Annotated in this window: 15 protein-coding genes and 3 pseudogenes; 2 read left to right on the forward strand and 16 right to left on the reverse strand. The window is 70.9% G+C overall.

The window, feature by feature from the left end:
- The 12 genes and pseudogenes from ACZ7H1_RS20570 to ACZ7H1_RS20625 all read right to left on the reverse strand — a co-directional run.
- Positions 1–1,966 (reverse strand): annotated as a pseudogene (locus tag ACZ7H1_RS20570) (hypothetical protein); the annotation flags it as partial.
- Positions 1,967–2,004: 38 nt separating this feature from the next.
- Entirely contained in the window at positions 2,005–3,207 is a 1,203-nt protein-coding gene (locus tag ACZ7H1_RS20575; protein ID WP_470788474.1) for a hypothetical protein, read from the reverse strand.
- Between the two features lie 203 nt (positions 3,208–3,410).
- A complete protein-coding gene (locus tag ACZ7H1_RS20580; protein ID WP_470788476.1) occupies positions 3,411–4,031 on the reverse strand; it encodes an RICIN domain-containing protein in 621 nt (206 codons plus the stop codon).
- A gap of 31 nt (positions 4,032–4,062) precedes the next feature.
- Positions 4,063–4,650, reverse strand: a complete 588-nt coding sequence (locus ACZ7H1_RS20585; RefSeq protein ID WP_470788477.1) for an RICIN domain-containing protein — start codon at positions 4,648–4,650, stop codon at positions 4,063–4,065.
- 175 nt (positions 4,651–4,825) lie between these two features.
- On the reverse strand, positions 4,826–6,325 hold the full coding sequence (locus tag ACZ7H1_RS20590) for an AbfB domain-containing protein (RefSeq protein WP_470788478.1): 1,500 nt from the start codon (positions 6,323–6,325) through the stop codon (positions 4,826–4,828).
- Between the two features lie 737 nt (positions 6,326–7,062).
- Positions 7,063–7,259 (reverse strand): annotated as a pseudogene (locus ACZ7H1_RS20595) (GNAT family N-acetyltransferase); the annotation flags it as partial.
- 69 nt (positions 7,260–7,328) lie between these two features.
- Positions 7,329–7,772: a peptidase inhibitor family I36 protein gene (locus ACZ7H1_RS20600; RefSeq protein WP_470788480.1), complete on the reverse strand. Its 444-nt coding sequence runs from the start codon at positions 7,770–7,772 to the stop codon at positions 7,329–7,331.
- Positions 7,773–8,151: 379 nt separating this feature from the next.
- Positions 8,152–9,108, reverse strand: coding sequence for an EamA family transporter (locus tag ACZ7H1_RS20605; protein WP_470788481.1), 957 nt, complete (start codon positions 9,106–9,108; stop codon positions 8,152–8,154).
- A 14-nt stretch (positions 9,109–9,122) separates the two neighbouring features.
- Positions 9,123–10,358 carry an ATP-grasp domain-containing protein gene (locus ACZ7H1_RS20610; RefSeq protein WP_470788483.1) on the reverse strand — a complete coding sequence of 412 codons (1,236 nt, stop codon included), beginning with the start codon at positions 10,356–10,358 and terminating at the stop codon, positions 9,123–9,125.
- Between the two features lie 31 nt (positions 10,359–10,389).
- A complete protein-coding gene (locus ACZ7H1_RS20615) occupies positions 10,390–11,877 on the reverse strand; it encodes an FAD/NAD(P)-binding protein (protein WP_470788485.1) in 1,488 nt (495 codons plus the stop codon).
- A 391-nt stretch (positions 11,878–12,268) separates the two neighbouring features.
- The gene (locus ACZ7H1_RS20620) at positions 12,269–12,952 is read right to left on the reverse strand and encodes an MmyB family transcriptional regulator (RefSeq protein ID WP_470788487.1); all 684 of its coding nucleotides are present in this window, start codon (positions 12,950–12,952) and stop codon (positions 12,269–12,271) included.
- A gap of 706 nt (positions 12,953–13,658) precedes the next feature.
- A complete protein-coding gene (locus ACZ7H1_RS20625; RefSeq protein WP_470788488.1) occupies positions 13,659–15,119 on the reverse strand; it encodes an amino acid permease in 1,461 nt (486 codons plus the stop codon).
- Positions 15,120–15,784: 665 nt separating this feature from the next.
- Here ACZ7H1_RS20625 and ACZ7H1_RS20630 point away from each other — a divergent pair.
- Positions 15,785–16,255: an RICIN domain-containing protein gene (locus ACZ7H1_RS20630; RefSeq protein WP_470788490.1), complete on the forward strand. Its 471-nt coding sequence runs from the start codon at positions 15,785–15,787 to the stop codon at positions 16,253–16,255.
- Positions 16,256–16,432: 177 nt separating this feature from the next.
- On the opposite strand, the gene ACZ7H1_RS20635 is transcribed toward ACZ7H1_RS20630, so the two are convergent.
- The 4 genes and pseudogenes from ACZ7H1_RS20635 to ACZ7H1_RS20650 all read right to left on the reverse strand — a co-directional run bounded on the left by ACZ7H1_RS20635 (position 16,433) and on the right by ACZ7H1_RS20650 (position 20,754).
- Positions 16,433–16,969, reverse strand: a complete 537-nt coding sequence (locus ACZ7H1_RS20635; RefSeq protein ID WP_470788492.1) for a hypothetical protein — start codon at positions 16,967–16,969, stop codon at positions 16,433–16,435.
- Between the two features lie 334 nt (positions 16,970–17,303).
- On the reverse strand, positions 17,304–17,957 hold the full coding sequence (locus ACZ7H1_RS20640; RefSeq protein WP_470788493.1) for an HAD family hydrolase: 654 nt from the start codon (positions 17,955–17,957) through the stop codon (positions 17,304–17,306).
- Between the two features lie 77 nt (positions 17,958–18,034).
- Positions 18,035–18,950 (reverse strand): annotated as a pseudogene (locus ACZ7H1_RS20645) (virginiamycin B lyase family protein).
- A gap of 70 nt (positions 18,951–19,020) precedes the next feature.
- On the reverse strand, positions 19,021–20,754 hold the full coding sequence (locus ACZ7H1_RS20650; protein WP_470788494.1) for an ABC-F family ATP-binding cassette domain-containing protein: 1,734 nt from the start codon (positions 20,752–20,754) through the stop codon (positions 19,021–19,023).
- 131 nt (positions 20,755–20,885) lie between these two features.
- On the opposite strand from ACZ7H1_RS20650, the gene ACZ7H1_RS20655 reads away from it, so the two are divergent.
- Positions 20,886–21,533, forward strand: a complete 648-nt coding sequence (locus ACZ7H1_RS20655) for a TetR/AcrR family transcriptional regulator (RefSeq protein WP_470788496.1) — start codon at positions 20,886–20,888, stop codon at positions 21,531–21,533.
- The last annotated feature ends 30 nt before the right edge of the window (positions 21,534–21,563 follow it).

Genomic DNA, 21,563 nt, shown 5'->3' on the forward strand with positions numbered 1-21,563 from the left:
CAGCACGCGCACGGGCAGCCGCGCCGGCCGCTTCGGTGGCAGCCGAGCGGGCACGGACAGCGGCACCGCTCGCGGTGTTCGCAGCGCCGCGGGCGACACCGGCCGCGTCACGGGCCGTGTTGGCATCCGCGCGCGCCTGATCGGCGGCGCCACGGGCGACACCTGCGTCGATGGTGCCGCGGCCGGAGGCGGCCTGGGCCTCCATGGCCTTGGCGCGTGCTTCCTTCGCGTTGTGGTTCTGCTCGGCCGCGAAGGCGGCGTTGCGGGCGTTGCGGGCGTTGGTCTCCTCGCCCTGGGCACGGCGGTCGGCTTCGGCGGCGATGCCGTCCTGGGCTTCGGCGCTGGCGCGGGCGGAGGCGGCGGTCGCGGCGGCGGCCTGGGCCTGCGCGCGGGCAGCGGAGGCCGTACGGGCCTCGGCCTCGGCGCGTGCACGGGCCGCGGCGGCGATGTCGCGCTCACGCTCCGCACGCGCACGGGCGGCGGCGGCGAGGTCGCGCTCACGCTCGGCGATCTTGCGCTGTTCGGCCGCGATCTGGGCCTGCCGCTGCGCCTCGATACGGGCTTCGCGGGTCTTGCGGGCGTGCTCCCACGCCTCGCGCTCGGCCTGCTCGGCCGCCAGCCGCGCATCCTTCGCACGCGCCGCAGCGGTCGCGGCGATCTTCGCCTGCTTGTCCGCGGCCTCCGCCAGACGGGCGGCGGCCTTCGCGTGCTCCTCGGCGTTGGCACGCCACTTCTTGGCCTGCGCCTCGTGCAGCTCGGCCTGGTTCTGGGCGTTCAGGCCCGCCGCGTCGGCGGCGGTGGCGTCGATGGCGTGCTGCGCCGTCTTGCTCGCCTTCGCAGCGGCGTCGGCGGCGGCGGCGATGCCGGCGGCGACCTCCGACCACTGCGTGCCGTGCTCCAGACCCGTCTGGACGAGGACATCGGCCTGGATCTTCGCCTGGGCGGCGGCGACCTGCGCGGCGCGCGCGGCGTCCTCGGCGTAGCCGACCTGGCGGGCGGCCTCGGTCTTGACCTGCTCGTAGTTCGACAGGCGCTTGCCGGCGCGGTCCGCGGACAGCATCCGGTCCGCCTCACGCGCCGAAGCCGCAGCAGCGGACATGGCGTTCGAGGCGTTCTTCAACGCCGTGACCGCATCCCCGTGCGCGGCGATCAGCTTGGTGCGGGCCTCGGCCGCGACCGCGGCCTTCTTCGCCAGCTCGCGGAGCTTCTCCGCCGCCTCCAGGGCCTCCTTCTGGGCCTTCTCGTGCGCGGCCCGGTCGTCGGCGTCCTGACGGGCGGCCGCCTGGTAGCCGGTCTCCAGGAACTGGGCGATGACCGCGTCGTTCTTGGAATCGAGGGCGGCCTGCGCGGCCCGCTTGACGGCGGGGCCGCCGACGGAGGCCAGCATCTCGACGCGCTTGCGGTTCTCCTCGGCCCGCTTGGCGGCGTTCTGCTGGTCGGCCGCGTCCCGCTGGCGGGCGATGTCCGCGCCGAAGGCGAGGAAGTCGGTGCGGTCCTGGGCGGTGCCCTTCAGAACGCGCTCGACCTCCGCGTTGAAGAACGGCCCGCCCGTCCCGCGGAGCTTTTCGATCTTCTCCCGGTTCGCCGTGTCATCGCCGGCCCGCTTGTCCTTCGCACGCTGGCGGGCCTCGGCCTCACCATGCGCCAGGAACTCGGCGATCGCGTTCGGATCGGTGCTCTCCAGGGCCTTGCGGGCGGCCTCGCGGACCTCTTCCTCCTCGTCGAACTCCGCGAAGTCCTCCACCAGCTGCCGGTCGCGTTCGTCGCTGAGCCGCTGCAGCTCCGACTTCGCCACCGGCGCCGGAGCACCCGCGGCGGTCTTCGGCTTCAACGCCGCGGCCAGCTGGTCCAGCGAGGCCAGCGCCTGCGCCGACGTCAACTGCTCCTGCTGCCCGCGCGCCTGCGTCGCGGCCGCGGCCTGACCCGTAGCGGTGCCGAGCACCGCCACGACCACTGCCGTCGACACGGCCTTGCGTATGTTCCCGGCCGCACGGACGGCAGGTGTCAGCCGCGGGTCCGGTTCTCGCCGTCCTGGGCGAGGTCGAACCGGGCCTTCCAGAACTCGGCCGCCTTCTCGGCGTCGGCGAGCTGTGCGGCCCAGGCCTCCTGGTTGCCGTCGGCCGTACCCGAGATCGCCTTCCACAGCTGCTCCGCGGACTCGCGCGAAAGCTGGGCGATCGACCGCCAGTTCTCCGCCTGCGCGGCCGCGGCCGCCTGCTCCGCCAGCCACGCGCGCTGCGCCGCGCCCGCGTGCTCGGACACCGCCTGCCAGGCGCGCTCCGCCTCGGCACGGGCCTTTGCCGCGTCGGCCGCGCCCTTCACGGCCGCCTCGGCGGACTCGGCCTCCTTGAGCAGCCGGGTCAGCTGGAAGTGGCGGACCGTTTCGGCATCGGCGATGCGCGTCCGGTACGCCTCCAGGTCGAGGACCGAGCCGGTGGCCCAGCCGTAGCCGAAGAATTCCGCCACGTCGCCCTCCGCGGCACCGGGACGCAGCGCCCACTGCGCGGCCACGCGGACCTGCTCACCCGGGTCGGCCTCGCCGAGGGCCCGTACGAACTCCCGGTCCTTCGCCGCTACCTCGAGGCGCTGCTGCTCCCCGGCCTCGCGTGCCGCGCGGTCGCGCTGCTGCGCCTCCGCGTACCCGGTCTTCACGAACGCCGCCTGCTCGGCGACGGTCCCCTTCAACGCCCGCGCCGCAGCCGCGCGTACCGCCGGCGAGAAGCCGACCGTGTGCGTGGCGGCGACACGCTCGCAGAAGGCCTTGTTGCGGGCCCGCGTCTCACGCGCCCGCTGCTTCGCGTAGTCGAAGCCGCCGCCCGGCGCCAGCCACTCCAGCAGCGCCGCGTCCCCGCGGCTGCTCCGCAGCGCGTTCCACGCCGAGGTGCGCACCTCCGCTGCCGGATGCGTCTTCGCCATCGACGTCACCCGCCGGCGCGCCTCCTCGATGACCGCGGACAGCTCGGCGGAGACGGCCGTCGTCGTGTCGGTCGTCGTCGTGTCGGTCGCGGCCGCCGGTGCGGTCGCGACGAAACCGGCCCTCGGGCCTGCCGTTGCGGCGTCCGCCCAGGCCGGCACGGTGCCGGTGACGGCGATCCCGCCGACCAGCAGACCGACGGTCCAGGCGCGCGCGGTCCGGCCGCCCGCCCGGCCCGCGCCCCGTGCGCGGTACGGCGCGGACTCGTGTGCGGAGCCCCTGTCAGAACTCATGTCAGCCCCCCAATGTCAGATTGCAACTCCTTCCTCCGGGCGGAGGAAGGACGTGCGGACAGCGGAGGGGGGGGGGGGGGGGGGCGGCCCCCCCCCCCCCCCCCCCCGGGGGGGGGGGAAGGCAGAAACCCCCCCCCCCCCCCCCCCCCCCCCCCCCCCCCCCCGGGCGTGCCCCCCCCCCCCCCCCCCCCCCCCCGGTCGGCTCACTTGACCTTCTCGACCTTCCACAGCTGCGCGTCGCTGCGGTTGCAGGTCCACAGCTGGGTCTTCAGGCTCTCCTGCTTGGAGCCGCCGGGGATGTCGATGCACATGCCGGGGGCGTGCATCGGCTGTACCTCGTACAGCTTCCGGACCTGGTCGACCAGGTTCAGCTGCCAGCGCTGGTGGGCGCCGCGGCCGCAGGTCCACTGGTCGATGACGGCGCGCTCCTGGGTGCTCTCCGACTGCACTTCGAGGCACTTGCCGCTGACCACGGAGCGCAGCTGGAAGCCGCCCTCGGGGGCGGCGACGGCGGCCCACTTCTGCGCGTTGCCGTCGTGACAGGTGAACTGCTGGATGTTGACGCCGTCCGAGCCCCAGCCGCCCTCGACGTCGAGGCACTTCTCGCTGGCGGCGTTGGCGAGCCGGATGACCGTCTCGGGCATGGCGGCGCGGTTCTGCGCCTCGATGGCCGCGGCGGCGGCGCGCGCGGCCGCCTCGCGGGCGTCGAGCGCGGGGCGCGCCGTGCCGGGGTCGCCGCCGCTGGCCTGTACGGCGGTCGCGGTGCCCGCGAGCACGACGACGGTGGCCCCTACGGCAAGGGCGGCCCGGGTGATCTTGAACATATGGGTTCCGTTTCCTCTTGCGTAAAGGGGGTCAGGCGGTGGTGACCGGCGACAGGCGCCACTTCTGGGCGGACGTGCCGTTGCAGGCCCACAGGCGGAGTGCGGCGCCGTCGTCCTTGCTGGACGAGGCCACGTCCAGGCAGAGCTTGCCGTTCGCCGGGAGGTGGGCGGGGACCAGCTCGTACAGGTCGTTCGCGATGTCGGTCAGGACCATGCGCCACTGCTGGTTCGGCTGCCCGCTCAGGCACCAGAACTGCTGCACGCTGGTGCCGGTGGTGGTGCCCCAGCCCTGCACGTCCAGGCACTTGCCGGAGTGCTTGAAGCGCAGCTCGAAGGTGCCGGCGCCGGTGGGCACCATGTCGATCTGCTGGTTCAGCGCGCCCTTGGCGCACGGGGACTGCACGACGCCGACGCCGTTGCGCAGGCTGAGCTGGGGGACGGTCAGGCACTGGCCGCTGTGCTGGGCCTTGATCTGCAGGGCGGCCGGCGCGGCAGCGGCGACGGTCTCGGTCCGCGGGGCGGTCTGGGCGGACTGGGGGGCGACGGCGAAGGCCACTCCGGCCGCGATGGCGGCGGTGCTGGCCCCGATGGCCAGGGCGGATCGCAGGATCCGGGACATGGGGAGTTCCGTTCTTCGGTCTGAAGGAATCAGGAGGAGGCTGGCGGGGTCCCTCGGCGAGGGCCCGGGTGCACGGGGACGCCGGGGCACGGCAGTGCGGCGGCGCAAACGGCGGGCCCGCGGCGGTTGTGCCGGTACGGGCCCGGTCGGGCGCCGGCCGTGGTGCCGTGCGGGGTCAGCGCGCGAGGGGGACGGCGATCTTCCAGGACGCTTCCTGGACGAACTCCTTCTCCGTGTCGAAGCGGTTCGCGCCGCCGGCCTTGTTGCCCGCGAACAGGTCGCCCCAGTGCTGGCGCAGGAAGCGCCCCGGCTCGGCCGCCGACTCGAACGACGTACCACTGCCGGACAGGCCCGGCTTCGCGCACCAGGTCGCGTCCTTGCGGAACTGCGCACTGTCGTCACTCGCCGTCAGGCGGACCCGCAGGTCCTTCTGCATCAGGTAGTGCCCGGGCTTGCGCGCCGACTCGAAGGAGTAGCAGCCCGCCTCACCGGCCAGACCCGGCACGACGACCCAGGTCGCGTCCTCACGGTCCGCCTGCTTCGAACCCGCGGCCACCGGCGCGAGGAACGCCTCACCCGCATCGACGGAGGACTGACGGATCACGAAGCCCGCCATGCCGGCCGCCGGGACCAGGGTCTGGCGCTTGGCGCGGTACTGGTTCTCCTCCTTGAGGAATTCCGACACCGCCACGTCATCCCCAGCCAGCGCCTTCTTCGCCGCCGCCACCAGGTTCGGGTTCACACCCGTCTTCTCCGCGGCCGCCTGGATCTGCAGCACCAGCGCACGGTTCGCCTCCGCGATCTTCTTGCGGCGCGCCTCGTCGTCCTTCTTGTACGCCTCCTCCGCACCCGTGTGGATGTACGCCTTCCACACCGCCGGGTCCGAACTCAGCACCGCACGCTGGGCTGCGGCAACCAGCTCGCTGGTCTTCGTGTCGGCGGGCGCCGCACGCAGCAGCTCGCGGATGAAGTTCTCGTCGCTGAGGGCGAGCATCGCCTCGGTCGGCGTGATCCGGAACAGCGCGGCCGCGTTCGTCCGGGCCGTGATCTCCTTGCGGCGCGCGGCCTCCGCCGCGTCCTTCTCCGCGAGCTCCTTCAGCTCCCGGTCCACATCCCGCTGATGCGCCTCGCGCGCACCGCTGATGATGAACGCGTGCCACACCGTCGCGTTCTCGGCCAGGGCCTTCGCCGCAGCCGAGCGCACCTCGGGACCGGAGGCCGCGTGACGCATCACGGCACGGATGAAGTTGTCATCGCTGAGATCCAGCAGATCCGGGGTCTGCGGGATCCCGACGGCGATCAGGACCTGGGTCTTCGCCTGACGGGCGGCCCGCGCGGCGTCCGCCTTGTCCTTCTCCCGCTGCTTGTCCACGGCGTACGCCGTGTGGATGCCGGTCACGATGAACGCGACGTGGTCGGCGTCCAGCGCGCTCGTCATCGCGGTCTCCGCGGCGACACGCACGGACTCGAAGGGCTCTCCGCCGTCACGGGCCTTCTGCCACAAGGCGAAAATGAAATCGTGGTCGCTCAGCAGCAGCACGTCCGGAGACGGGTCCAGACGCACCACGGCGGCGGCATCCACACGCTGCTTGTCGTCCGTTCCGATACCGGCAGCCGCGGCAACGGCACCGGTCGGCGTCGCAACCACGATCAACGGCGCAGCAACACCGGTCACAGCGGCCAGCGCAGTCGCGGTCACAAGACCGCGCGTCACGGCCCTGCCCATACGAGCGGAGCTCGGGTGGCTCTTCATCATTCGGTTTTCGGTTCCCCCTGCTAGATCCCGCCCCCGGCTTCCCCCCGGGAGCGAGGTGGTCGGGCGGCAGTCTTGAAGATCACCACAAGGGCGTCAAAGCGGAACTTGAGGATCCTGTCCCCTCAGCTACCGCTTTGACGGAATATTGGTCGAGTTAGCGCCAGCTTCTGGCTGGAATGCGACTTGTGGGCGGCCGAAGCGGCCATCCAGTCGGCAGGAATGGCTGGTTCCATTCGCTGCGGCAGATGCCCGCTTCCCGCTGGATTGCAGCGGTGCCCCGGGGTAACGGCGGCCACCGGCAGCCCGGTGTGGCCCGACACACATCGAGATTTGGCACCTTTTAAGCGGGGTAATATGCACCGCGATTCGGACAAGTGACACGAGCAAGCGGCTGGCGGGGGCGGGCGGCCCGGACGCGGGGGGGGGGGGGGGGGGGGGGGGGGGGGGGGGGGGGGGGGGGGGGGGGGGGGGGGGGGGGGGGGGGGGGGGGGGGGGGGGGGGGGGGGGGACCACCCCCCCCCCCCCCCCCCCCCCCCCCCCCCCCCCCCCCCCCCCCCCCCCCCCCCCCCCCCCCCCCCCCCCCCCCCCCCCCCCCCCCCCCCCGCGGCAGCTGTGTCCGGAAATCGTCAGTTGCAGCCGAGCCTCCGGCCGAGTACCCCGTCCAGTTCGGCGATGTAGGGCTCGTTCTCGGTCAGGTACCGGTCCACGCGCGCGCGGCCCCCTCGGGACGCTGCGAGAACGGCACCGTGCCCCACTGCTCGGTGTTCCCGCGCGCATTCATCCAGAGCACCGCCGCGTCCAGCATGGCCAGGACGGCCGGTGCGTCGTCCGGGCTGCCGGGCCGGATCCGCATGTCTCGTGTGCTGTCGTTCACCGGCGCAGCGTAAGCAGCCGCCGGGGATGCTCGCGGGGGCAGGGCGGGTCAGCCGCAGGAGCCGGAGATCCACTTGTGGGAACGGACCTTGTACGTGCCGGCGAGGTTGGCTCCCTCGCCCTGGGGCTCGCAGCCGATGCGGCTGCTGTAGTTGGCGCCGATGTAGTACGCCACGCCGGTGGCGCTGGACGTGCCCTTGTTGAAGACGGACTTCACGTTCTTGGTGGCGGACCAGGAGCAGCGGATGCTGCCGCTCTGCCAGTCGGGATCGGCGTCCGACCAGGCGCAGCGGTCGCCGGTGAAGTCGAACCCCGTCCAGAAACAGACGTTCCCGGAACCGCAATCGAGGGCGGCGCGGGCCAGCGCGGCCTTGCTCGGTGCCGGTACGGCGGCGGCCCCCGCCGGGGCGGCCTGGGCGGTGGCGGGCACCATCGCGGCGGTCACGGCGAGCACGGCGCCCGACACGGCCATGGCCACACGGTTCTTGCGCATGCGGAAGATCCCTTTCGCTGGGTGAGCAGGAGGGGATGACGCGCGCATCCCGGCCGGCGCAGTGCGCCCGGCCCGGGAGACGGCCACACCTTGCCGCAGACTTACCGGCGGTTACAACCGTGCCTCGAGAGTCTGGCCGGATCCGGGGAGCCGTTTCGCGCGGCCGTCCGCAGGCCCGCCCGCGGTGGCCGCATACCGGTGCGAAGATGACGGAAACACGTCCGGCACTGTACGAAGGCTCCCGAAGGGGTCGCCGGCGATCCGGCTGCGTGACGGCCCGGGTGAGACTTGCCGAGTTGGCCCTCCTTCGCGGCCGGTCCCCGTTGCAGCCCGAAGGGCCGCCGCGATCTTGTCCCGGCGGCCCTGGTCCATTACCGCGTCATGCGGGGGACGGCGTGGGCGCGGTGCCGTCGGCCGGAGAGGTCCGACGGCGGGTGAAGACGGTGAAGAGCGCGGGTACCGCGACGGCGGCGCCCATGAGGCACATCGTGGGCACGTCGAACTCCCCGCCCAGCGCTGCCGCGCTGAGGTAGGTGCACGCGGGCAGGCACGACATGACCATTCCGGCACGGAAGGTGTCGGACCGCTGCAGCCCGATCTGCAGCACGAACAGCGGGATGGTCACGGTGAGCAGCGAGATCAGCCACAGCTGTCCGACATGGGCGGGCGAGCCCAGCCGGTCCGCCCGGAACACCAGGACGCCCAGGGCAATGAGGTACGTCAGGTGGAACCGGTGGGCGCTCACCGTCACGGGGTTCACCCGCGCCTCGCCCAGACGACGCGAGATCAGCCCGATGCACCCGGCGCCGACTCCCGCGACGAGCGCGAGGACCGCACCGGTCAGCAGGTCACCGGCGCGCCCCGGCGTGCTGTCCTGGTAGAAGCGCCACGCGCTGACGCAGGCCAGCCCGAAGACCAGCATGGCCACCGGCAGATCGCGCCACGCGGGGCGCGCGTGCGGTGACAGCGCGAGGAGCACGAAGATCACCAGGGGGACGACGCCGGCCTCGAGGAAGCTGGCCGCTCCGGACGGCATGAGGCTGAGGGCCAGGTAGAAGCCGAGGAACGTCACCGCTGTGGCCACGTTCAGCTGCACCAGGAGGCGTCGCCCCCGCCGGCCGAGCGGCACGTCGGCACCGGGGACGCCGCGCCGCTGCACGGCCTGTACTACGTTGAAGATCACCGCGGCCGAGAAGAACGCGAGGAACGAGATGAGGAAGCTGTCGGTCGAACTGATCCGGCCGTCGAAGACACCGTTTCCGATGGCCTGCAGGACGACCGCGACGACGACGCAGCCCAGCCCGTACGCGCCGGTGGGCGAGGGCGGAGTGTGCACGGCGAACCTCGCGTTCAGCCGACGGTGAAGACGGCGTCGGCGTCTTCCCTCACGTGCAGTTCGGCCAGCGCCTTGTCGACCACGTCGGGTTCCACGTGGGCGAAGAACGCCAGACCGGTCGTGCCGACCGTGAGCGGGTTCGCCGGGGAGACGGCGGTGCCGAGGGCCGGGAGCTTGAGGAAGCTGTGGAAGCCGGGCAGCCGCCGGATCTCCGCCAGGCCGGGCATCGCCGTGATGTGGCCCTCCTGGTAGATGCGCAGCAGGACCATGGCCATGGCCTGGTGCGGACGGTAGTCCTGGTCGAAGCGCTGCTCGAAGCGCGCCCGGTCCAGCAGGCTCTCCGCGAGGAGCGTGGCGTGGCTGTACCCCAGCGCCGCGGTGTACACGTCCGCGGGCTGGATCGGGCCCATGAGGCGGGCGTTGACCTCGATGAGCCGGGGGCCGCGGGAGGTGAGCCGGACCTCGGTATGGGCCGCACCCTCCTTGAGGCCGAGCGCGTCCAGGCAGGACATGACGTAGCGCACGGCGTCCCGTTCCGCCTCGTTCAGTTCCTTGAGCAGGACGGCGTCGCGGATGAGCGGCTTTCCGTCGACCTCGTCGATGCGGTAGAGGAACACGTCCGACAGGAGGTGCCGTCCGCCGACGCTGACGGTGTCGATGATGTACTGCGGACCGTCGATGAACTCCTGTACGAGCACACGGGAGTTGGTCTCCCCCAGGTAGTTCTCCTGACCGGCGATCGCCGAGTACGCCGTGCGCAGGTCGTCGGCGCTGTAGCAGACCGCGCAGCCGTCGCTGCCGGCGCTGTTGGCGGGCTTGACGACGACGGGGTAGGCGTCGAAGCCGGTCAGGAACTCCTCCACCTCCTCCCCGCTGTACAGCTCCTTGCTCCAACCTGTCGGCAGGCTCGCGGCGGAGACCGCGCGGAGCATCTCGTTCTTGTCCCGGCGGGCGCCGGCAAGGGCGAGGTCGTTGTGGGGCAGGCCCAGTTCGGCGGAGAGCTGGTTGGCGAAGGTCACGCCGTACTCGCTGCCCGGCCACACCGCTGCCGGTGCGAGTCCGGCCAGGGCGCCCAGGGCGTCCTCCGTCCCGGTGCACAGCAGCTTGTGCGGGTGCGGGTCGGCGCTGTAGGCGTCCCGCAGGCCGGCCTGCCAGAGGTGGACGACGTGGGCACCGTACTCGGCGCAGGCGGCGCTGAGGCTGACGCCGGTGGAGGTGGGATCGACGACGATGACGACAGGAGAGTTCATTGGTTCTTGCACTTCTGTAGGAGGGGAGGGGTTACTGCTGCTTCGTGAGGGCGACCGCTTCGGCGACGCGGTCGGCGACCAACTCGACCCGACGGGCGATCATCGCGAGAGAGCTGGTGTAGTAGAGGGAGCCGGCCGTGAGCTGTCCCAGCGCGAAGACGGGCGAGGGCGTGGTGGCGCCCGCCGTCACGAGCCGGTTGTCCGCGGTGCTGACGGTCAGACCGCCGAAGGCGTCGTACTGTCCCAGGCCGGCGTTCACGACCGAGGCGCACAGCTCGGTCGCCGCGGCCGGGGAAGGGGCCTTCTCGCGCTTGGCGGAGTTGATGACGGCGTCGGCCCGGAACGTCTCGTCCCTGCAGGCGATGCCGAACGCCTCGCCCTGCGCCCGTACGTCCAGGACTCCGCCGAGCATGCGGAGTTGCCCGGTCCCGGCTGCCGTGAGCAGCTTGCGCGCCGTACGCATGGGCATGGGGTTGCACAGGCTCTGGAAGATGTGGTGGTAGTCGCGCAGGTAGGTGGCGCGCTCGGTGTCGGACCACAGCGACCAGACGAGTTCGATCAGGTCGTTCGCCGCGGTGATGAGCAGTGGCTGCCACAGCTCTGCGCGCTCGGCCAGCTCCAGGTGTCGCGCGAGGCGGGCGGCCGGCTCTTCGCGCGGGTCGGCCTCCCGGTCCAGGATGTGGGGATCGATGCCGTGCGCGGCGAGTTCGGCGCGCATCAGCTCCAGGACCGCTGCGAGCGTCAGCCCTTCCGGGGCGCCGGCCGCCAGGCGGACGGCCGCCTCGGTGAGTACCGCGGAGGTGGTGTCGCGGTGCTGCTGCCGCACGCCGGGCAGCAGTCCGCGGCGCGACACCATGGTGATCGGCCCGCGGTGCCCTCGATCGAGCAGCGCCATGACGATGTCCACTGCCGTCAGGCTCGTTCCGAGCACGGCGACGTGATCCTCCTGAGCGACCGTCTCCACGGTGACCCACAGGGGGTAGGGGTCGTTCGTGTACCGGGGAATTCCCGCGAGCCCGTAGCAGTCGACCGGATCGGCGGTTCCCACGCACAGCGCGGCGCCGTCGTACGCGTGCGTGGTGCCGGAGGTGGTGGTGACCCTGAGTTCTTGACCCTCGTCACCGCGTGTCATCGACACCACGGTGTCATGGACGACCTCGACCGACCGGCCGTGGTCGGCCCAGGAATCCTTGAGGCGGGCGAAGCACTCGGAGGTGTAATCACCGAACAGGTATCGCGGCGGGAAGGAACCCGGTTGTGCGTACGCTCGGACTTCCGGTTCCTGGTGTTTTTCGAGCCAGCCGAGGAAGTGCCTCGGCTCGTTCCATCGGATCGACATGAACTCCGCCTGCCGGTTCAGGAGCGCCGATCCGGCGTCCACGCGGTAGGCGTTTCCCCGTCCGATCTCCTTTTCCGGCTCATAGACGGTCAGGTCGATTTCCTGTGCCAGGCCGCGGCGATCGAGTGCATCAACAAGACTCACACTGGTGGCGCCGCCGCCGATAATAGCGAATTTCACTGCAGTCCTCTGACGGAGCCTGGAGAGTTCCTCGTGGGCACCTCTCCGGCTGAAGAGCTACCGCCCAATCTCTGTGGGAGGGCGGCCTTTGACCGGGGTGAATGCTGCCGCTGTTTCCGTCGACCGTCAAGAGGCAAAAAAGTGCCGCACGGCCGCCGGAAAATCTCCTCGGCCGACCGGCAGAAAATTGCCGCGTCCCGGCACGGCAGACAGTTATGGGAGGCAAAAAAATGCCGGTGCACCTTATGCAAGAATATGGCGAAGCCCGGGCGTGAATTCGCCCGGGCCTCGGTAATCCTTGTACTTCCGGACCGATGCGCCTGTCCGGCAGGAGCTTCGTCCTGGCGCAGGTGCGTCCGGCTCGCGGTCATCGCAGCCGGTCCGGACGGGCTCAGTTCCGGGGCGAGCCCGTACCCGGCACCTCGGTGGCCCTGAAGTCCGGCATGAGGACCACGCTGCGGATGCCGGCCACATAGGCGGGCAGGAGGACCTGTGCGGTGACGGAGATGTTCTGGGCCCGGACCCACGGGAGCCGCAGGGTGAACCGGTGCCCTTGGCGGTAGGCGATGATTTGCGTGCCCTGCTCCCAGAGCCGACGGCACTCCGGAACGGCGAGGACCTCGTCGAGCAAGCTCCGCACCTCCGCGTCGTCGTGCCCGCTCAGCATGGTGAAGCGCAGCTGGGCCAGGTACATCTCGGCGTTGTGCTGCCAGTCCACCAGCTCCTCGCGGGCCTCGGCGGTGGTCAGAGCCCATCGGAGGACGTTGGGCGACGGCGCGCGGAACCAGGGGAACCACTCGGCCGCGACCGCGTTGTACGCGATGACGTTCCACGCGCGATCGGCCAGGTACATGGGGTACGGTCCGGCCTGCTCCACCAGCAGCGTGAGCGCGTCCAGCGCTTCGCCGGCGTCCTCCTGGGGCTCTGGTTCACCGCCCAGCGCATGGGCGTAGAGCGCCATCTGCTCATCGGGCCCCAGGACCAGTGCGGAGGCGAGCTGGCCGAGCCGCTCGCCGGACAGCGGTACGGGATCACCGCTCTCCAGGCTGCGGTACCAGCGCTCGCTCACCTGCATGCGCTCGGCGACTTCCTTCTGCGAGATCGGCTTGTCACGCCCCAGCTTGGCTCCGGCCGAAGCCCGCCATGCTCTGAGAAAGACTTGGAGCGGCGCAGAGGCCTCGTGCGGATAAGTCTCGTCCTCAAGTCCGACCAGTTGCACGGAAGGGCCCCTCTTCTCCAACGTTTCCTGCAGCGAAGCGAACTTCTCATCGCTCACGCCCCCCTCGCTGATCATTTTCCCCTCAGAGGGTGGCTGGTTCCTTCACTTCCAAGCCCCAGACCGGTGATTGTTATCACCTCTAAGGTGGTCATGGGTGAAGTGAGCGGAAATAGGACCTTTTGTGACCTTCTGAGGGTTCATCGCCCGATCCGCACCGCATGCAGAGCATGCATTCCGGTCTTCAGCGCCACCACTGTTGTCTGCAAGTGCAACAGCCGGAACGGTCAGCTGGGCCGGAGGGGCGTTCGGCGGGGGCCGCGGCGCGACGGCCCGGCGCGTGACCAGCGGTACCCGCGCGGCCTGCGGCAATCCGCCCCGCGGCCGACACGGGCCCGGGGAGTTCGCCGAGCTCTCCTCCGGAGGCTCACGACGGTGCGAACGGGGTGGGCGGGGAACAACCCGACGGCCCGTGGCGTACCGGCTGGAGGGGTACGCCACGGGCCGTCACAGCAGCGGGCCTCCTCCTGAAGAGTCCGACGCCGGTGCCGAGGCGGGGCGGGTGTCAGACCCGCCGGCCGGGGGCCGTCTCTGCAGGGGTGTGCGGGGTGCGAGTGCGCCGCAGGGCATGGCCCGCCACCAGCAGAAGGATCCACACCCCGATCACGTACAGGGCCATCCGGGTCTCGGCGTTCCAGGCGATCAGGACCGTGACGAAGGCGAAGGCCGTCAGTGCCAGCCAGTTGGTGTACGGGGCGCCCGGCATGCGGTACGGCGACGCGGCGACCCGTCCTTCGCGTACTGCCGCGCGATAGCGCAGGTGGGTGACGAGGATGACGCTCCACACCAGGATCGCACCGCCGGTGGAGACGCTGGTGATGTAGATGAAGGCGCGCTCCGGGTCGATCGCGTTGATCGCGACTCCGCCGGCCATGACCAGGGCGGAAGCGAACAGGGCGGTCCTCGGCACGCCCTTGTCCGTGAGCCGTGCCAGCCCCCCGGGGCCGTCACCGTTGAGACCCGCGGTCCGCAGCATGCGGGCCGTCGCGTAGAGGCCGCCCGCGTTGCAAGAGGACAGCGCGGAAGTCAGCACGACGAAATTGACGATGCCGGCCGCCGCGGGGATGCCGATCTTCGTGAAGGCAGCGACGAACGGACTCGTACCGGGCTGGAACTCGCTCCAGCTGACGACGGACAGGATCACGAGGAGGGCGCCGATGTAGAACAGCCCAAAGCGGAGGGGCAGGGTGTTGATCGCCCGCGGCAGGTTCTTCTCCGGGTCCTTGGTCTCACCCGCGGTGACACCGACCAACTCCACGCCCAGGTAGGCGAAGAGCACGATCTGCAGGGTCATGAGGGAGCTCCACACGCCGTGCGGGGCGATTCCCCCGTCCGCCCACAGGTGACTCACGGACGCGGTGTCACCGGCGTCGCCGAAGCCCAGGATGAGCACCCCGAGGCCGACGAGGATCATGCCGATGATGGCTGTCACCTTGACCATGGCGAACCAGAACTCCAGCTCACCGAAGAGCTTGACCGAGATGAGGTTGGCGCAGGTGAGCACCACCAGGGCTATGAGGGCGGTCTTCCACTGGTCGAAATCCGGATACCAGTAGCGCATGAACTGGCCGGCTGCGGTGATCTCCGCCATGCCGGTGGTCACCCACATGATCCAGTACGTCCAGGTGGTGGCGTATCCCCAGAACGGCCCGAGGAATTCCCGCGCGTAGTCGGCGAAACTCCCGGAGAACGGTCGGTACATCAGCAGTTCGCCCAGGGCGCGGACGACCAGGAACACCACGGCGCCTGCGACCGCATACCAGATGAGCAGGCTCGGACCCGCCTTGGAGATGGCGGTCCCGGCACCCAGAAAAAGCCCCGTGCCGATGGTGCCGCCGATGGCGATCATCTGTGTCTGCCGGGTGCCGAGCGTGCGCTGGTATTCGCCCCGCTCTTCACTGGGGCGGATTCGCGACTCGGACTCCTCGATGGCACCAGTGATGCGATCGGAATTCAGTTGTTTCAAAGTAGCCTCACACAGAAGCAGCGAGAAAACCTTGTGAGTTTCTCGCTGCTGGAAATACGCGACCGGGGAGGACTTCGACCTCGCCGGTTTCACATGAACGGAAGATATCGCCGGTGCAAAGGATGCTGCCAATCAAGATCTTGAGTGTCAAGCGGCAATAATCTGCCGGTAAAAGGCGCACGGGCTTCGGTTGTCGGCGGCGCCCTGGACCCCGCGGGCCTCACCCGCGTCGATGGACTGCGAGAACGCCTCGTCCATCGTGCGCTGCATCTCGTCCAGCCGGGACGGGGCAACCTTGGCCAGAGCTACACGCAGGGCCCCTGCGGTCCGTTCCGGCCGGGGGATCAGTTCTCGCTCTGCGGCTGACTCTGCATTTCCCGCCGGCCCGAGGACGGACGGCTTCCGCGCTGCCGGGGTCCTTACCGGCAGGGCGGGGGCGCAGCCCATGACCGAGACGTGGCGGAACGTCCTGAACAGGGTGGGTCCGGCGAAGTGGCAGACGGTCGGCTCCTGGGCGGCCTCTGGGCGGCCTCTGGCGGAGCACTGCCCTCCCTACCAGGCGGTGCCTAGTGTCGTCTGCACGGCGCGGGCCTCGGGGAGACTGCACGCGCCTGTCGTCCAGGGACAATCCCTCGGTCGTCGTCTCTCATCCATCTGGAGGGGTCATGCAGATATCCGCTGTACGGCGATGGGCCGTCGTCGCCGCGACCGCCGCAATCGCCGCGCTGTCAGTCGCCACGCCCGCACATGCCCGCGCGGAGGTCTTCCACTTCGACGGGCAGAACAACGCGACCCGCCGCTGCATGGACGACAGCTTCGCGTACGGGCTGCGGGCGTTCGGCTGCAACGGAACGAACTTCCAGCAGTTCCGGTTCGGCGACGGCACGTACTACCACGAGCTGCGGAACAAGGTCACCGGCCGCTGTGTCGACGACAGCTTCGCGTACGGCCTGCGGGCCTTCGACTGCAACGGGATGAACTACCAGCAGTGGTCGGTCAGCAACAGTTCCGGCGGGACGACCTTCAAGAACCGGGCCACCGGCCGGTGCATCGACGACAGCTTCGCGTACGGGCTGCGCGCGTTCGACTGCAACGGGATGAACTTCCAGAAGTGGTGGGGAGTCCACGCGAACTGACCGCGACCCGCAGGGCTGATGACCTGCTCGTCGTTGTCGCGGGCGCCGGTTCCACCAATGTGGAACCGGCCGGCGCAAGCCCTCCCGTCGGGACAGCCGTTAGCGCTGACGGCTGACCCGATGGTCCAGCTGCCGCCAATTCAGTAGATGACCTGTCTCAGAGAAGATTCACCGGTCTCACCGACAGTCCGCGGGTGCGACGGCCGGTTCGAGGCACTCGCGGACACGCGGCAGGGACAGGCCGTAGGCGAGCGTCGAACCGGCGAACCACACCGGGCGCGTGCCCGGTCCGCACGGCCCCGGGCAGCGCGGACCGCATACCCGACAAGAGCGCCGGCCTCGTCCCGCCGTTCCCGTCGTGTGCGCATCCATCTGCCGGGTGGGCAGCGCGGCCGGTGCGGTGAGGGTGTACTCGATGGTGTGCTCGCCCTCGGTCGCATGGCAGTCGAGGTTGCGCTGCTGATCGGCGATCCCGGGGGTGATGAGCTTGCAGTCCAGGCCCTTGCTGGTGGTGACGGCACTGATGCGGACGTCGGGTCCGGGCCACACCGGCTGCCCGGGTGTGGGCAGGAAGTAGGTGTGGAGGCGACCCGCGTCCTTGGCGTGCAAGGTCAGTTTGTGGCGGGCCGAGCGCCCGGCGGGGACGGAGGGCACCGTGTAGTCGACTGTGTTGCGGGCCGCGTGGGCGAGCATCTTGACGGTCAGCTTGGACACCCCGTGCGTGGCATCCGCGGGACGCGCGCCAGCCGATCCCCAGCGCCACCGAGAACGAGTACGACGGCCGCGGCCGGGTCACCAAGACCACGCTGCTCCACCTGAACACGCCGGAGTGGAGCACGTCCCACACCTACGGCGCGGACTGGTCCGCGATGGTGATTGACCGTGTTCGCGGCACACTGGCGCACCGAAGTCCGCGCCGTTCTGCAGTTCCGCGCAAGCTGCGATTCGCACTTTCGGCGCGGCGCCCCGCCGACGTGGAATCCGCACAGGGCGCCGTCGTCGCCGGTGGGGCTATGTGGATCTCCCCCGTGGACGCCGGATTGTGCGGCTACTGCTGCTCGTTGATGAGGCCGGGGAGTTTGCGCATGTCGTGGAAGACGATGGTGTCGGCGCCGTCGAGTCGTTCGGCCGGGGTGAGACCGCCCGCATAGCCGAAGGCTCGCATTCCGGCGGCGCGGGCGGCCTGGACGCCCGGGCGGCTGTCCTCGACCACGGCGCAGGCCGCAGGGTCGACGCCCATCTGTCGTGCCGCGTGCAGGAAGAGGTCAGGGGCCGGTTTGCCACGGGAGACTTCGGTGGAGCTGAAGATGTGGCCGGCGAACCGGTCGTACAGTCCGGTGACACCGAGCGTGTGACGCATCTTCTCGTGGGAGCCGCTGGAGGCCACGCAGACCGGCAGGGTGATCTCGGCCAGCGCATCGGGCAGCCCGTCCACGGGCTCGAGCCCGGCGTCCACCTCCTTCCGGTGACGCTGGATCAGCTGGTCCCACCAGTGTGCGGCCGTCTCCTCGCCCAGCCGCTGAGCGATCTGTGCACAGATGGATTCCCTGGAGCGCCCGATGAACCGGTCGACGACATCCTCGTGCGTCAACGGCCAGCCGAGCTCCGCGCCCAGTGCGACCTGGATGCGCACGGCGATGCGCTCGCTGTCGACCAGTACACCGTCGCAGTCGAATATCACGAGTTCTATCGGCTTGATCATTCCTGCAGGATAGAAGGCCGGTCATGCGGCGGCAGCGATGGGCGCACGCGTACTCCGCACCCTGGTGCCAGACGCCGTCAGTCCCTGCCTCGCACCATACGCAGGATCTCTCCTGTCTCCAGGGCCACGTACAGTGCGCCGTCCGGTCCGAAGGCCAGACCGTGGGGTTCGCAGCCGGGGTCGGGGAGGGGGTGTTCCTCCAGGTGGCCCGCAGGTGTCAGCGAGCCGATCCGGCCGGTCGCCCACTCGGTGAACCACACGGAGCCGTCCGGTGCGGCCGTGATCGCGTGGGGGCGGCAGGAGGGGTCGGGGAGCGGATACTCGGTGATCTCCCCGGCCGCCGTGATTCCCGATCCGGCCCGCTCCGATCTCGGTGAACCACATTGACCCGTCGGTGCCTGCCGCGATCCCCACGGGAGCCGCCTCGGGAGCGGGCAGGTGATGCAGGGTCACTTCCCCGGCGAGCGTGATCCGGCCGATGGCGTGAGCTTGGTTAAGGGTGAGCCACAGAGCTCCGTCACCACCTGCGACGATCATGGAGGGGAAGGCTCCTTCGAGGCCGGGCAGCGGGAACTCCGCCACCTCTCCCCCCGTCTCCATGCGGCCGATGCGACCGGTGTGCAGCTGGGTGAACCAGAGCGCGCCGTCCGGGCCGGCCGTGATGCCGTACGGGCCGGCGTCCCGTGAGGGCAACGGGTACGAACGGGCCTGCCCGTGCCTGTCGATCCGGCCGATCCGGCCGTCCCGCATCCAGGTGAACCAGAGCGCGCCGTCGGGGCCCGCGGTGATGAGGCCGGGCCCGCAGGATTCCGAGTCCAACGGGAACTCGTCGAGCCGGCCTTCGGGAGTGAGGCGGGCGATCCGGCCCGCGTGCACGAGTGTGCACCACATCGAGCCGTCATCGCCGGCGGTGAGGGCGTACGGGCCCGATGCCGGGTCCGACACGGAGAAGGAGCGGTCTGTGGTGAGGGTGTGGGTGTGGATGTGGGGCATACGGGTCCTTCCATCACGAGGGGGAGGCGAGGGTGGCAAGGGCGGGGCGAGGGCCCGGCGCGAGGTCCGGTCAGGCGACCCGGGCGGTGCCCGCCGGCCGCACGGAACCGTCCTCGTCAGCAGCGGCAACGGCAGCGGCTGTGGTGGTCGCGGCTGCCACGAGATCGAGTCGTTCGCCCTGCCAGCGAGAACGCACCATCCGGTCGTGGCTGACGACGACCACGGCGCCTGGGAAACCCACGAGGGCCGCCTCCAGCTCCTCCACCAGAGCGAGGGAGAGGTGGTTCGTCGGCTCGTCAAGGAGCAGTACGTCGTACGGTTCGGTCACCAGGCGGGCCAGGGCGAGTCGCTGCCGCTGTCCGGAGGACAGGTTCCCGACGGGGACGCCGAGCCGGTCGGGGCGGAACAGTCCTAGCTCCAGCAGCCGTTCGGCGTGTTCCTCGGGGTGGCCGGCCCGCCCCTGCCCATAGGCGGCGAGAACGGTCCGCTCGTCCCGGTTCCCGTTCAGGCCCTCGTCCGCGTCCAGGTTCGCGTCCGGGTCCAGGTCCGGCAGCTGCCTCAGCAGGCCGATCCGACCACGGCGTACGAGGCGCCCCCGCGGAGGTTCGGACGTACCGGCCAGCAGGTTCAGCAGGGTGGACTTCCCGGCGCCGTTCGCTCCGCTGACCAGCAGGCGGTCCCCCGGCCCGAGGGTCAGGCTCGTGGGGGCCAGGCGTCCCGGAACCTCAACGCATTGCGCCTCCACGAGTGTTCCGCGCGCATCGCCGCCGCTCGGGACTGCACTGAAGCGCAGCGGCTTCGGCGGCTGTTCCACTGGGTGCGCCAGCAGCCGGCACAGCCGCTCCTCGGCCTGGCGCACCCGGCTCGCCAGGGACTGCTGCACCCGGCCGGCGGCCCGGTCGTAGGCCATCTTGTTGCCGTCCTTGCGGGCCCGTCCGGGCGCCACCCGCCGGGCGCTGCCGGCAGCGGCGTCGCGCAGCCGGGCGGCTTCGGCGTTCCAGGCCTCGTGGGACTGGACCCTGCGCTCGCGCGCGGCGGCCTGGTCGGCGAGGTAGCCGGCGTAGCCGTTCCCGTAGCGCACGACCCCGTGGGTGTCGGCGTCGACCTCCAGCAGGGACGTGGTCACGCGGTCGAGGAAGACGCGGTCGTGGGACACGGCCACCGTGACTCCGCGGCGGGCACGCAGGTGCTCTTCCAGCCAGGTCAGGGCGGAGTCGTCCAGATGGTTGGTCGGTTCGTCGAGCAGGAGTACGTCGGGCTCGGCGGCCAGCAGCGACGCGAGGCGCAACCGTACCTGCTCACCGCCGGAAAGCGCGCCGACGGGGCTGTCGCGGTGCAGCCGCAGCAGGCCCAGGCCGTGCAGGGCGCGCTCGATGCGCGCCTCGGCCTCGTAGCCGCCGCGGAGTTCGTAGCCGGTGAGCAGGTCGGCGTACGCGGCGAGCACGGAGGTGTCCCCGTCCGCCATCCGCCGTTCCAGCCGGCGCAGGCCGGCTTCCATGGTGCGCAGTTCACCGAGGGCCCGGTCGATGACCTGTTGAACGGTCAGGTGCGCGGGCAGCCGCTCCTCCTGGGCGAGGTGGCCGAGCGGGCTGCGGGAACGGATGAAGACCTTCCCCTGGTCGGGGCGTTCGGCTCCGGCGAGGAGGCGGAGCAGGGTGGACTTGCCGGATCCGTTCTCGCCGACGATCCCGAGGCGGTCTCCCGTCGTGACGGAGCAGCTGACGGTGTCGAGGACGAGGCGGCCGTCGTAGGCCTTGGTGACGTCAAGCGCGGTGAGCTGTGCAGAGGTTTCGGTCGCGGTCATGGGCGGACTCCGGGAAGTGAACGGCACGGGCGGGGGCGGGGGTGGAAGCGGGGCGGCGGCCGGCGGGCCGGATACGGCAGATGATCACCAGAGGCTCCTTAACGCGATGACTGTTGCGTTAAGATGGTGACATGCCCTCACCCACAGACGCAAGCGATCTTTCCGATCCCGGTCCGGAGGCCCCCGCCCGGCGCCGTACGGGCGGCCGCAGCGCCCGGATCCGTGCACAGGTCCTCGAGGCGGTCGGCGAACTCCTCGTGGAAGCCGGATACGACGCACTGACGGTGGACGCCGTCGCCGAACGGTCCGGCGTCCACCGCACCACCGTGTACCGGCGCTGGCGCGACATCGGGGGACTGCTGGCCGATGTCCTCGAGGCCGCTGCCGACGACACCTGGCGCCCGGCCGACACCGGTTCCCTGGAGGACGACCTCACCGCACTCAACCAGGAGGTCTACGACGCCCTGCAACCGGACGAGTCCGGCGCGAGCGCAAGCCTCACCACCGCCCTGATCGCCGCGTCCTTCCGCTCGACGGAGGCCGCGCGCGCCCTGACCCGCTTCTGGGAGGACCGCTACGCCCGGTCGGCGCCGATCGCCGACCGGGCCGTGGACCGGGGTGAAATCCCGCCCGGCCTGAACACCCGCGGGCTGCTCGTCACGGCCACGGCGCCGCTCTACCAGGAACTCCTCCTCCTGCGGGGCGCACCGGACGCGGAGCTGCCCCGCCGCGCAGCGCGGGCGGCGTGCGCGGCGGCCCGGGCCGGAGTGTTCCACTGACCGGGCCACTGACCTGCCCCGCCCCGGGTG

This window comes from Streptomyces sp. NPDC037401 (genome assembly GCF_055602345.1).